This is a genomic window from Saccharomonospora sp. NPDC046836, from assembly GCF_040645195.1.
Taxonomy (GTDB): Bacteria; Actinomycetota; Actinomycetes; order Mycobacteriales; family Pseudonocardiaceae; genus Prauserella_A.
In genome coordinates this window covers 1-12,595 of sequence record NZ_JBEYXW010000066.1, presented here as the reverse complement: position 1 = coordinate 12,595, position 12,595 = coordinate 1, and the positions used below count along the sequence as shown (strand labels likewise).

Here is a 12,595-nt window from a genome sequence, read left to right as displayed (position 1 = left end):
TGGCAAGGCGGTCACCTTCGCCGGTGAGGAATCGGCCACCGAGCAGGGGCGGGGCCTTGCGGCGCCAGGAGCGGCCGAAGCGGGAGCGCAACCGGGCCTGGTAGACGAGACGTTCCTGCTCCAGCTTGATGACCTGCTCGTAGGAGCGCAGCTCCCAGAGCTTCATCCGGCGCCACAGCAGGAAGGTCGGCAGCGGGGAGAGCAGCCAGCGGGTGATCCGCACGCCCTCCATGTGCTTGTCGGCGGTGATGTCCGCGATCCGGCCGATGGCGTGCCGGGCGGCCTCCACCGCGACGACGAAGAGCACCGGGATCACCGCGTGCATGCCGACCCCGAGCGGGTCGGGCCAGGCGGCGGCACCGTTGAAGGCGATGGTGGCCGCGGTGAGCAGCCAGGCCGTCTGACGCAGCATCGGGAACGGGATGCGCATCCAGGTCAGCAGCAGATCGAGGGCGAGCAGCACGCAGATGCCCGCGTCGATGCCGATCGGGAAGAAGTACGAGAAGGTGCCGAACCCCTTCTGCAGGGCGAGTTCACGCACCGCCGTGTACGAACCGGCGAAACCGATGGCCGCAATGACCACCGCACCGGCCACGACCACCCCGATCAGCGCGCGGTGTGCCCCCGTCAGCTTCGGGGCCTGTTCCCTCTCCTCCACGGTCTCTCCTTCGATCTTGCGTACGCATACACCCTGTCACGGACGGTGACGCGTGGGCGGGGAGGGGCCGGAGTGAAGGGAGATCGTCAACGAATTGAGACCCGCTCGCACGTCAGGCGGCCATGTCCTTGAACCGGCTCATGTGGAGCTGCGCGGCGACGGTGATCGTGGCCTTGGCTCCTCCTCGGTGCTTGGCGAAGATCAGGTCGGTCTCGCCGGCGCGGGCCGATTCGGGCTCGTAGGCGTCCTCACGGTGGATCAGGACGACGATGTCGGCATCCTGCTCCAGGGCCCCGCTCTCACGCAGGTCGGAGAGCTGCGGCTTACGGTCGGTGCGCTGCTCGGGCCCTCGGTTGAGCTGACACAGAGCGATGACGGGGACCTGCAGCTCCTTGGCCATGAGCTTGATGTTCCGGGAGATCTCGGTGACTTCTTCCTGCCGCGAGTCCGGGCGGCGCCCGCCGTGGCGCATGAGCTGGACGTAGTCGACGACGACCAGGCCCAGGCCGTGGCGCTGCTTGATCCGGCGGGCCTTGGCCCGGGCTTCCATGATCGTCAGGCTCTCGGTGTCGTCGATGAACAAGGGAGCCTTCTGGATGGCGGGCATGCGCCGGGCCAGGCGGTCCCAGTCGCCATCGGTCATCTGGCCGGAGGTGATGTGCTGCAGGCTGATGCCGGCCTCGGCGGCGAAGACCTTGTCCATCAGCTCCTGGCGGCCCATCTCCAGGGAGAAGAACAGGGCGGGCACGGCGTTCTTGACGGAGACGTGCCGGGCGATGTCGAGGGCCAGGGTGCTCTTCCCGAGGCTGGGCCGGCCCGCGACGATGACCATCTGGCCGGGCAGCAGCCCCGACGTCAGGGCGTCCACGTCGGTGAATCCGGTGGCAAGCCCGCGCAGCCCCTTGGTGCGGGAGCGCTCCTCGATGGCGGCGAGGCCGCCGAACGCGGTCTGCGACAGCGGCAGCACGTCCGTGTCGCCACCCTGGTCGACGACCGAGAGCAGCGCGGACTGGGCCCGGTCGGCGACCTCGGCGGGGTCGCCTTCGCAGGCGAACCCCCACTGAAGGATCCGCGTCCCGGCATCCACCAGGCCGCGGAAGACGGCGCGTTCGCGGACGATGGTGGCGTAGTGCTCGACGTGGCTGGCGCTGGGCACCTGCTGGACCAGGTCATGGAGGTAGGGGGCGCCACCGACGCGGTCCAGGTCTCCGGACCGCGTCAGCTCGGCGGTCAGGGTGATGGGGTCGACCGGCTCGTCGCGGCCGTACATGTCCAGGATGGCCAGGTAGATCGTGGCGTGGGCCGGCCGGTAGAAGTCGGACGGGCCCTCGAGGACCTCGGCGGCGTCGCCGATGGCGTCCTTCGACAGGATCATGCACCCCAGGACGGTCCGCTCGGCGGCGATGTCCTGCGGCGGCATCCGCTCCAAGGCCGAGGCGCCGGGGCCTTCCGAGGCGACGGCCGGGTGCTGGCCGGCCAGCTGGCGGGTACTCACAGTGGCTCCTTGCTGAGATGAGAGGCGGTGCGGCGGCGAGCGCTACTTCTTCTTCGCCGGCGGCGTGGTCCGCAGGGCGGCGGGGTGGCAGCGCGGACAGCGGACCTGTTCGTCCTCGCCGACGTCGAGCAGCCGCTCCATGAGGGTCAGCGGTCGCTCGCCTCGGTTGCAGATGCCGCACCACGCTGGCGTCCCGCCCGCCGAGGAGGCGACGGCGGCGTCGTCGCGGGTGGTGGGGAAGACGCTGGTGCGCCGCTCCAGCTGCTCGATCCGGTGCCGCAGGACCGCGCGGTGGTTGTCCGGGGCCTTCTTGCCCTCCTCGGTACGGCAGAGCCACAGCGCGAGCGACGCGTCCAGGTCCCAGCCCGTCTCGGCAACGGCTTCGGCCAGCTCGGCGCCCAGCTCCCGGGCTTGCTTGCGGCCCACGGCCCAGGGACGCTTGAGATCCATCAGCCACTCGGCGGCGGCCTGGACCTGCACGCTGCCGACGCCCGGCGCACCCGGCTCCTGACCGCCAGGCGCAGCCGGCGCCTTTGGGCTGGAGGGGGAGCCTCCTCCTCCCCCTGGGGGGTGTGGGGGGAGAGCCCCGCCGCTTCCCGGAACGCCGGACGCGGCGCGACCTGGGGGAATGGGCGGGCGACCGCGTCCCGGGACGCCGGAACCGGTGACACCACGTCCGGCGTTCCGGGACGCGGCGCCACCTGCGGTTTTCGTGTCTGCCTTCTCCACTTCCGGCGTTCCGGGACACGGGGCGCCGGCGTGCGGGAACGCGGGGTCCTCGGTGGGGTCCCAGGGCTCCGAGGGCGGCGCGTACTCCGGGTTGTAGGCGGGCTGGCGGTACAGCTCGTAGCGGGTCCGGCCGAACCGGCCGGGCCCGCCGCCCTCGCTCGTCCGACGGATGAACCGGGCGTCGATGATCCGGTTGAACGCCGCGTACACCGCGTCCCGCCCGACAAGCTCCGAGCTGTTCTTGGCCGAGCGGATGCCCTCGGCCTGGAGGTCGCGCCAGATGTCCTTCGGGGTGAACGGCTCGGATGTCTCCAGGCGGAAAAGGGCGTGGAGCAGCACCAGGTAGTCGAGGGGATGGGTAAGGCCGGAGCCGTAGACCATGTGCCGCAGGACAGTGGTCGCAGGCGCCGGCTCGGCCCCACGGACCACGGCCCCAGCCTCGTCGAGGTTCTGCGGCGGCGCCGAGCGAGGCGCCTCGGCGTCGCTCACGACGAACTCCCCACGTCGGACGGGACCGGTCGCGTGGCGGCCGGCCTCGTGGCCAGCCTTTTGTCGTACGGCGTCAGCGCCGGTCCGCAGTCGTGCACGGGACACCTCCTCGGGAACGGATGTGCCCCTCACTCTCCACACGCCCACTTGCCGAAAGGCTTGCCCAACCCACGAAGAGACCAGGTGGAAGGCTTGCCCAGACCTCTGACTGCTCGGTAAGCCTGACGATTCAGCCGCATTTGATCGACTTTTGGGCAGTCGGCCGCCCGATCACCCCAAGTTGTTGATGCTGAAGTGGTGGAAGAATTCGAGTTCAACTGCTGGCGGTGCTGGGAGATCAACGTGATCCGGGGACGCCCCAAAGGGTTCTGGACCACCACGCACTACGAACTGCCGGGAGAGTGGACCTGCTGGTCCTGCGACGCGTCCAACACCACCCCCGACGACTGAGCCCCAGGCCCGGGGTTTCCCCTGCCGGGCGGTTGCGATCTGCGGCCGCCCCGGAGGGCGACTACCAGTCGGCCGAGCCGACCGCTGGCTCCCCGACGCCGTACGCCAGGGAAAGGGAGCACCCCCGCGGGCGCGGGGCCGACGGGTGTACCGCGACGACAACGACGACCCGGTGGGGAGAACCCTCGCAGGCGCGGGGCCGACACCACGGTGCACGCCGATACGCAGGGGCAGTCGGGAGAACCCCCGCAGGCGCGCGTCCGGCACCCATGTCCTGAACACCACCGCAGAACCCCCGCAGGCGCGGGGCCGACTTCGCGCCGGTTGATGACGAGGACGGCGTTGTCGGAGAACCCCCGCAGGCGCGGGGCCGACGCGGGTCGGCGTTCCACCAGATGTCGGCCATGGTTCAGGTCTGCTGTCCGGGCAGTGGGGCGAGGGTGAGCAGGCCGCAGCCGTAGGCGCGGGAGGGGCCGAGGCCGGTGAGGAGGCTGGTGGTGAAGCGGTCGGTGTCGGTGATGCGCAGGCGGCCTTCGAAGGTTGCGCTGCGGAAGACGACGTGCGCTCCGTGTCCGTTCTTCTGGAAGGAATGGCGGTGGCGGGCGGTGATGCGGACTTCGTAGGGAGGGTTGGGGTCTGGGCGGGGTGGCGAGGTGGGGCGAGGGGCGGTGGGGGGTGCGGGGGCGTGGATGCCAGGGGCGGTGGGATCGGAGCGGGTGGCGGGGATGTCGAAGCCCCAGCGGTCGGTCCGGGTGAGGAACCAGTCGAGTTGGGCGGCTGCTGTGCGGTGGCCCATGCGGAAGCCGCGGAGGCGTTTGCCGTTTTCGGCGTGGGTGGTCAGGCGGGCGGCCTGGGCGGGTGTCGCCTTCGTGGGGGTGGCGGTGTTCTGGACGGGGCTGGCGGTGAGGCGGAAGGCGAATTCGCGGCCGACGGCCAGCTGACTGAGGAGGGGGGTGTAGTCGCGGACGGCGGCATGGTCACCGTCCGCGTCCGGCCATCCGCAGTCCTGGATGATGTGCGTCCAGTCAGGGCGTGTCGGGCTGAGGACGAAGAGGTGGGGCCGGTGGGGGTTGTCGGGGTCCATCCGCCACAGGACGCGGTCGTCGGGCTTGTGGTTGGGCAGGCCGCCCATGACGGCGCCGTGTACGGCACGGGGGTTGGAGAGCAGTTTCCTGCTGTCCTTGCGGAGGGGGTTGATGCGGATGCGGGAGAGGTAGGTCATGGTGGTCACCAGCCCAGCAGGGCGAAAGGGTCGTGGTCGGGGTCGTCGGCCTGGCCGTGGGGCTGGTCGTCGTCGATGTGGTCGAAGCCGGTGGGGATGGCCAGCCAGGTGTGGCGGACTTGGCGGCTGGTGAAGGCGCGCTGGTGGGGGTCGAAGGAGACGGGTGCGTCCTGCAGGCGGTCGTCGCCGCGGGGGTCTTCGATGGTGGCTGCGCGATCGATGGTGCCTGTGTGAAGAGGCTGGTGGAGGCCGCGTTCTCGGCCCAGGCGGCGGGCGTACTGCTCGCGGGTGTGGGCGGAGGCCTGCCAGGGCTCGCTGCGCAGGGCGGTTTCCATGTCGGTGGTGCGCAGGCCGAGGCTGAGGGGTTGGGTCGGTGGGCAGGAGCGGCGTCCCAGTGCGAGCGGGAAGGCGGGGTTGCGTACCGCCCTGTCCAGGGTGGTGAGGAGGCCGGGGGGGCCTTCGAGGGCGGCGACGAATACCGCGTCCTGGAGGTAGAAGCGGGTGGTGACGTGGGTGTGTTTGGCCGGTGAGGTGGGCTTCTGGATGCCTTTCGCGGAGACACCTGCCTGCGGCAGGGGGCGGCCTCGGTAGTCGCTGACGGTGTGGTAGTCGCGCAGCAGGGTGCCTGGTTGGTCGACGCGAATCCCGAGGGTCAGGTCCGCGAGCTCTCCCAGGGGTTGTTCCCGGGGGTGTCCTGCCGCTGCCGCCAGCAGGCCGATGACGCCGGACTTGGTGGGTTCCGCGCCGGTGTCGCGGCGGTTGAAGGAACTGCGTACGCCCCAGGACTGCAGAGGGCCGGCGAGGCGAAGCAGCAGCACGGTCGGTTCGTCGCTGCCGTGGGCCGGGTGCGTGTTGCCGGCGGGCTCGGGGGTGGGGGCGGTGGTCACTGCGCGGCCTGCTTGGGCTTGAGGGCTCCGGCCAGGTGGGTGTGCAGGCCTTCGAGGAGAGCGGAGAAGGGGATGGAGGGGCCGAACGCGCTGTTGAGGGCGGCGGTGGTCTTCTGGTGGTCGGTGAACACGTGGGTGGCGGCTGCGAAGGCCGGAGCGTCGCCCCATGTGACGGTGGCGCGTGTGTGTTCCTCGGCGAGCCGGGTGGCGGAGGCGGCGGCGATGCCCGAGGGGGTGGCCACCGGTTGTTCGAAGGCGGAGACGAGGTTGACGGGCTGGTCTTCGCGGACGACGACGGCGACGAGGCTGGGCAGGGTGCGGTGGGCGAAGGAGTTCTGGTAGCCGGTGGGCATGGAGCGCGCGAAGGACGTGGCGAACTCGGTGATGGCGGTGAGGGCCGCTTCCTCGTCGGTGAGATTGTCCAGGAGCTGGTGGAGGCCGACGGAGGCGTAGCGGTAGAGGGTGGCGGAGTTGAAGCCGATGGTGCCGATCATGCCGGCACCGGTCTCCTCGTCGGTCTGCTTATCGTCGACGGCCGTGAAGTAGTCGAACTCGAGCTCCACCGCGTGGGTGGACAGGGCATGGGCGACCTGCGCCGCGGCGTCGACCTTGAGAGCGGGGATGTCCGCGACCATGCGCCCGAAAAGGGCGACGTCGATGGGGTGGCCCGTGCTGAACTGCTCACGAACCGGGAGTTCCTTCACCCGGGAAGCGAGGTCGGCGTCGCTCAGCGCGGACAGTTCGGTTGCCTGGTCGGCGACGAGGGCGGCTACGGCATCGAGCTGGCGCCGGCCGTAGAAGAGGAGGTAGGCCGACTCGTCCTTCTTCTTGCCGCCGCTCAGCTCCAGCGGCGCCAGCAGCGCGTCGGCCAGGCGCAGTGCTGCCGGGCGGTCCAGGCCGGTGTGCTTCTGGATGTCGTCGGCGAGGGCGCCGATGATCCTGCGGGTGCGGGTGGCGAGGTCCTGCTCGGGGACCCGCTCGGCGAAGTGGGTGCGGGTGGCACGCTTCCACGCCTGGGAGGAGACACGAGAGCGGCGGACACCGCCGTAGTAGGCCTCCTTGGGGTTGCCCTGGTCGTCCCTGTTGAGGTTGGCCGGGGGGACCGTCTGCAGGATGTGGAAGTCGACGTACGTGCGCGGCGGGCGGGCGGCGGGCTGAGACATGGAGAGTCCTTACTCAGGGTGTGGTTGGTGCCGCACAGGCGGCATGAACAGCCGGGGCTCGTGGCCGCTTCGGCGGTGGTTACGGGCCCGGATCAGCAGGCCGTGAGGGCTAGGAACCTTCGGGGGGCGGGGCTTCGTCGGGCTGGCGATCGCGGCCGTGGTAGCCAAGACCCCACCCGCGGCGGACCCGGGAGCGTCCGTCGGGGAAGTGCCAGCGCAGGAGGTCCTGCATCAGCTGGTTGTAGTCCAGGGGCTGCCCGATGGAACGCAACTGCGTCACCAGTGCGCGGAGCCGGTAGGCGAAGGCCGCAGTCGAGGTCGCACCGACGGCCTGCGCCACCCGCCGGTCGGTCGCCTCTTCGCTGTACCGCTGGTGCAGGGCGCGCAGGGCTCTGCCGGTGCGGACACCCTGCCGGTGCATCGGCTGCTCCTGGCTTTGCTGATGCAGCCCGTACAGGGCGAGCGCGGCGTGCTCGGCTTCCAGCTCGAGGGTGACGCGGCCGTCGGTGGGTGTCGTGTAGTACTGCCACAGGCGGGGTTCGGTGAAGGCCTTCTTTCCCAGGCCGGCTCTCAGCGCGCTGAGGTCCTCCCCGGGCGGGCGCAGGGATTCCCCGGCGCGTGTCCGCCACTGGCCTTGCTCGTCTGCACGGCCGCTCCAGTAAGGCCTGGGCAGGGAGGAAGCTCTCTGGCCGGGGACGGGAGCGGGCAAGGGTGAGGTGGACACAGGTGTCCCCCCTTTCATCGGGTTGCTGAGGGTTGGCGCTTCGACGCCGGGAGGCGCGCCGGCCGGGACGAACTGCGGGCAGGTGCCGGTGCGGCAGCGTTCTCGGCGGCCGGCGCGGATCAGCCGGCGGTACGTGCAGCGGCGCGGCGGTGGAGGATCACGGCGAGCCGTCGGCGGAAGGACGCTTCGGCAGTGCTGAGACGGTAGACGTGCTCCTTGCCGTCCTTCTTGACGCGGCGGCCGGTGAACAGGGCGGCGGGCGCCGAATTGAACAGGCCCTCCGCGACGCGGAGCGTGGCCTGCCCGGCCTTGTGCTCCCACGCCTCCAGTCCCTGCTCACAGCGGTCGAAGTCGTCGCCGGCCTGGCGCAGGCCGGCCAACAGACGCCGCACGATCGGGTCGAGAGCGTGCAACAGGGTGTCTCCGGGACGTTGGCCCTTGTCCCACGGGATCGGTTCACTGCCCGCGGCCCGGCGAAGGTCCCCTGACAGGTGATTGACGGCCTTGGCCAGGTCCTCCGCCTGGTCGACGACCTCCAGCAGCGCCCCGTAGACGATCCCTTCCGGGTCGAGAGCGGCCACGGGCAGAGGGATCTCGTCGAAGTACATGTCCTCGATGACGGCCGACTGGTTGCCGTAGGCGATCCCGGTCAGCTCGACCCGCAGCGGATACCGGCTGGGCAAGCGGCGGCTGATGGCGCTGAGCTGCCGCACCAGCTGGCTGCTCACCGCCCCGCTGCGGGTGGCGGTCGCCTGCTGGTCCTGGTCGACAGCGTTCACGGCCAGCAGCGCGTCAAGACCGCGCCACCCGGCGCGGCCTGCCGTGTGACGGCGCGGACGCGCACTCTTCACCCCAGACCGCGCGGGGCTCTTACCCCGCCGGCCGGCGGGGCTGTCCAACACCCAGGCCGTGTGCGGTTCCGTGTCCGGGCTGACCTCAAGACGGTCGCCGGCCGCGACCAGCACCCGGGTGATGCGCGGCCCCCGGTCGGTGTCCTGAGAGATGAGACGGATCCGGCGGGCCTGCCACGTCCACGCCTCCAGCAGCCCCCGCGCCGGTCTGCTCTGCCACACAGGGGTCGCACACGAGAGAGTGTCCTTGACGTCGCCTTGCGTACTACGCCGTCGCCACTGCGGCACGTCGTCGGACAGCCCAGCCTGGCCGTACGGGATGTTGAGCAACAACGTCTCGAAAAGCGTCGACCCCACTGGCATGGTCACGCCGAGCTGACCCAGCGGGCCCGTCGGATTGCCGGTCGTCTTCCCGGACTTCACCATCGGGTCACCGACCGCGCCGGTCTTGATGGCAGCCGTGTCCCAGCAGTGGGTGTGCAGCAGCCACCTGGCCGCCTCAGCGGGCGTCAGCTCCAGTACGTCGCCCTCCGTCCGGGACGAGAACAACGGCACGTTGTTCCCGGTGGCCGCCGTCGCCACCAGCAACGCCGACCCCTTGGTCTCCCCCTTCGCCGTCCGCAGGTCAGCCACCTGACCGAACGGCTCCACCGGATCCAGAAGACCGAACAGATGCTGGTGCTTGTCCAGGTAATCAGCCAGCAGCTGCCGCTGCTCAGGGCTGAAAGCCCCCGCCCGGAACATGTCCATCCACGCCTCGGCGTCCTTCGGGCACCCCAACGCGTCCACCACCAACGGCAGCAGGACCTGCCGGAACACCGCCGGACGCTGCGTGGGCAGGTCCACCACGATGTCAGCGAACTTCTCCGCATTCAGCAGAAGCTCCCGCACACCGAACTCCGCCGGCCCCGCCCCAGGGCCACCCCCGAAACCGGAGGCCCCACCTGCGGAAACAGCTGAAAGCCAGCCATCAGATAACAGATTCACCGACGCCCCACCCTTCCCGGGCAATTCCTTACGTCTAGCTCAAACGACAGCAGAGTGGCATACACGGCACCTCCGTGCGGCCCGAATGAGAAAATCGCTCCGGCCCCGCCCCGGTGGCAGCCTCGAACGCACCAGCAAGCGAGCGACAGACCACCACCGCGGGGGTGTTCCGTCCTTACGTCTCCACGACGCTTCGGCCCCGCGCACGCGGGGAAGCTCCACCCCCTGGGGGCGGGCCCCGCCCCGCCCCCAGGCACATCCCCTCAGCGCACCGGCCACCTCTGGGCGAGCTCCACCGTCAAACCCAACACATCGTCGTAATGCACACGATGCTCACCCAGCTCACCCCAGCCCAAGCCGTCGAGCACCAACGCCCTCGCATACCGAAGCCGCGGATGGCCGACCCAACCCGGCAACGGCCCCAGCGCCGCCGCAGCCGACGACGCCGGACCACCAGGCAGCCGCACCGTCCCCGCCAGAACGTCATCGATCAGCTCATCGGCCACATCCCCATTCACCGACAACGCGCGGCCGCTCAACGTACGCACCACCTCCCCCTCCCCCTCCCGAACCACGAGAACCACCTCCTCACCCATCTCACCGTCACGCACCACACCATCCAGACCCCCCTCAGCCCCACCAGAAGCCGCAACCGCAACACGGTGCAACCCCGCCAAGGTCACCCCCTCCTTGTCACCCCGCCGAGTCAGCAGAAAAGGAACCGCGCTCTGCGCACGCTCCCGCTGCCGCTCCTCCCACTCCACCCGCGCGGCACCCGCATCCTCCCGCCACCCCGCCGGCACCAACTCCTCATCCCCGTACACAGCCGCCACCAGCCCAGGCACCCCACCCGGCACCTGCCAGACACCAGACCCAGACCCAGAACCGCACCCCGACCCGGGGCGCAGAGCATCAGCCACCACCGCCGCCGTACGCAGCAGCAGATGACGCCCGTAGATCACCTCCGAACCCCGGATAAAAGCAGGACCACCACACACAGAACCGGCATCCGCACCCTCGACCAGCCCACCCCCAAGCCCCGTCAAGAACACCTGCGGCACCACCAGACCAGGCGGCCTCACCCGCCCCCCATGCCTGTGCAACCGCCCAATCCGCTGCAACAACAAATCAACCGGAGCCACATCGCTCACCAGCAGATCCACATCCACATCGAACGACTGCTCCGCCAACTGAGTCGCCACCACAACCAACCGACGCGGCCGCCCCTCCCCCACCCCAGGCCCAGACACCCCAAGCAACCCCAGACACCGCTCCGTACGCTCCGCACGCGCCCCCGCCGCCAGCCGGCCATGCAGCAACATCACCTCCCCCGCCCCAAACACACCGGCCAACGCAGAGTAAAGCGACTGCGCACGCGCCACCGTGTTACGCACGACCAGCGCACAACCCCCGCCCTCAAGCTGCGCCCGCAGCAAATCCACCACCGCCACATCCGCCTCCTCCTGCGCCTGCCGCTCCTGCACACGCGAGGCCCGCGGCCCGGGCACCGGCTCGCTGCAGACAGCCAGCGCAACACTCAGGTCGGGCCGCCACCCCTCACACGAATCCACCCGCACACACGGCCCCTCCACCGCCGACCAGGCACTGGTCACCGACGGATACCCACCAGGCTCAGGCAGCGCCTCCAACCGCAACTCCTCACGCGACCCGGCACCCGCCACATACGCCTCAACCAGCTCACGACGCTGGCCAGGAGACAACGTCGCCGACAACAGCACCACCGGCACCCCGGCCTGACCCAACCACCGCAGCCCCTCCACCAAAAACTGCGACATATACACATCAGCAGCGTGAACCTCGTCCAGGACGACGACCTTCCCGGCCAGCCCCGCCATCCGCAACATCACATGCCGACTACGAGTCGCCGCCAGCAGCAACTGATCCACCGTCCCCACCACAAACGGACACAGCAAGCCACGCTTAGCCCCCAGAAACCACTCCGCCGGCCCCCCAGCCCCCGAACGCTCCCCCACCCCCCGCGCCTGCCCACCCATCCCATACACGTCCCCCTCGCAGCCGAACTCGTCCACACCCGCGAAACCGAACTCGCCACCCACCCGCTCGCGACCCTCAACGAGCCCCCGCCACTCCTTGTTGAACATCCGCTTCCCGTGAAGCAGCGCCACCTGCGAAGCCAGATCATCACCCCGCCCCAGCGCCTGCAACCACGCACGCACCTGCCCGAACATCGGATCGCTCGTCGCCTGCGTCGGCATGCCCACGAACACCCCGTCAGCCCCGAAACGAGCAGCCAGAATCTCCGCAGCCATCAACGCCGCCTTCGTCTTCCCCTCCCCCATCGGCGCTTCCACCACCAGCAGCCCAGGCCCCTCCATATCCCGCGCCGCCTGCATCACCAGCCGCTGCGAGGGACGAGCCTCCACCCCGAACCGCTCACGGAACGCCTCCGGCCCAGGCCCCGCCAGCGCCCCCCAGCCACCCCGCAGCCCTAGCCTCGTCCACGCCAAACCCGCCCTCTCCCGGGCACCCTTCATGCTCACCTGAGACACGTCGGGAAGACCGAGGAAATGCTCCTTGTCACTGGCGATCCAGTCAGCCATCACGATCAACCCGCTGACATGCAGCTGTACCGCCCTCGCAGGAACAGCCACCGGCTGTACCTCCGCCAGCCCTCCGAACCCCAACTCCACGGTCACGCGCTCGAGCAGACCGGCCTGAGCCACCTCCCAGTCCGCACCACCCTGCAGCTGCCCCTTGCCCCGACGCGGCGGCTGCACCGCATCCTCCTCCGGGAACACCCCGTGATGACCAGCCGCAAGCGGCCACACCCACGCCACATGACGCTCCGCCCAGCCCACCCGACGCGATCTTGTCCACGCGCGGATCCCGCACCAGCAGTTCGGAGGCCTCGCGGTCCGCAGTCAGCACGTTCAGCACGCCCGGCGGCAAACCGATCGA

Annotated in this window: 10 protein-coding genes; 1 reads left to right on the top strand and 9 read right to left on the bottom strand. The window is 70.1% G+C overall.

Going from position 1 to position 12,595, the window contains the following annotated elements; translation table 11 throughout:
- The 3 genes from ABZ863_RS33965 to ABZ863_RS33955 form a co-directional block, all read right to left on the bottom strand.
- Positions 1-658 (bottom strand): DUF2637 domain-containing protein (locus tag ABZ863_RS33965; protein ID WP_358543720.1); only part of this gene is annotated, 658 nt, incomplete at its 3' end.
- Between the two features lie 112 nt (positions 659-770).
- Entirely contained in the window at positions 771-2,078 is a 1,308-nt protein-coding gene (dnaB, locus tag ABZ863_RS33960; RefSeq protein ID WP_358543725.1) for a replicative DNA helicase, read from the bottom strand.
- Between the two features lie 117 nt (positions 2,079-2,195).
- The gene (locus ABZ863_RS33955) at positions 2,196-3,371 is read right to left on the bottom strand and encodes a hypothetical protein (RefSeq protein ID WP_358543718.1); all 1,176 of its coding nucleotides are present in this window, start codon (positions 3,369-3,371) and stop codon (positions 2,196-2,198) included.
- Between the two features lie 297 nt (positions 3,372-3,668).
- Between ABZ863_RS33955 and ABZ863_RS33950 the strand changes: the two genes are divergently transcribed.
- Positions 3,669-3,821, top strand: coding sequence for a hypothetical protein (locus ABZ863_RS33950; protein ID WP_161273485.1), 153 nt, complete (start codon positions 3,669-3,671; stop codon positions 3,819-3,821).
- Positions 3,822-4,230: 409 nt separating this feature from the next.
- Here the strand turns inward: ABZ863_RS33950 and cas6e are convergent, their stop codons facing one another.
- The 6 genes from cas6e to cas3 all read right to left on the bottom strand — a co-directional run bounded on the left by cas6e (position 4,231) and on the right by cas3 (position 12,495).
- Positions 4,231-5,043: a type I-E CRISPR-associated protein Cas6/Cse3/CasE gene (cas6e, locus tag ABZ863_RS33945; protein WP_358543723.1), complete on the bottom strand. Its 813-nt coding sequence runs from the start codon at positions 5,041-5,043 to the stop codon at positions 4,231-4,233.
- 5 nt (positions 5,044-5,048) lie between these two features.
- Positions 5,049-5,930 (bottom strand): type I-E CRISPR-associated protein Cas5/CasD, encoded by an 882-nt coding sequence (gene cas5e, locus ABZ863_RS33940; RefSeq protein ID WP_351022825.1) that lies wholly within the window; start codon positions 5,928-5,930, stop codon positions 5,049-5,051.
- Positions 5,927-7,093, bottom strand: coding sequence for a type I-E CRISPR-associated protein Cas7/Cse4/CasC (gene cas7e, locus ABZ863_RS33935; protein ID WP_352279485.1), 1,167 nt, complete (start codon positions 7,091-7,093; stop codon positions 5,927-5,929). The genes cas5e and cas7e overlap by 4 nt, the downstream gene beginning before the upstream one ends.
- A 109-nt stretch (positions 7,094-7,202) precedes the next feature.
- Positions 7,203-7,817 carry a type I-E CRISPR-associated protein Cse2/CasB gene (gene casB, locus ABZ863_RS33930; protein WP_358543714.1) on the bottom strand — a complete coding sequence of 205 codons (615 nt, stop codon included), beginning with the start codon at positions 7,815-7,817 and terminating at the stop codon, positions 7,203-7,205.
- 119 nt (positions 7,818-7,936) lie between these two features.
- A complete protein-coding gene (gene casA, locus ABZ863_RS33925; RefSeq protein ID WP_358543712.1) occupies positions 7,937-9,655 on the bottom strand; it encodes a type I-E CRISPR-associated protein Cse1/CasA in 1,719 nt (572 codons plus the stop codon).
- 263 nt (positions 9,656-9,918) lie between these two features.
- Entirely contained in the window at positions 9,919-12,495 is a 2,577-nt protein-coding gene (cas3, locus tag ABZ863_RS33920; protein ID WP_358543710.1) for a CRISPR-associated helicase Cas3', read from the bottom strand.
- Positions 12,496-12,595 lie beyond the last annotated feature (100 nt).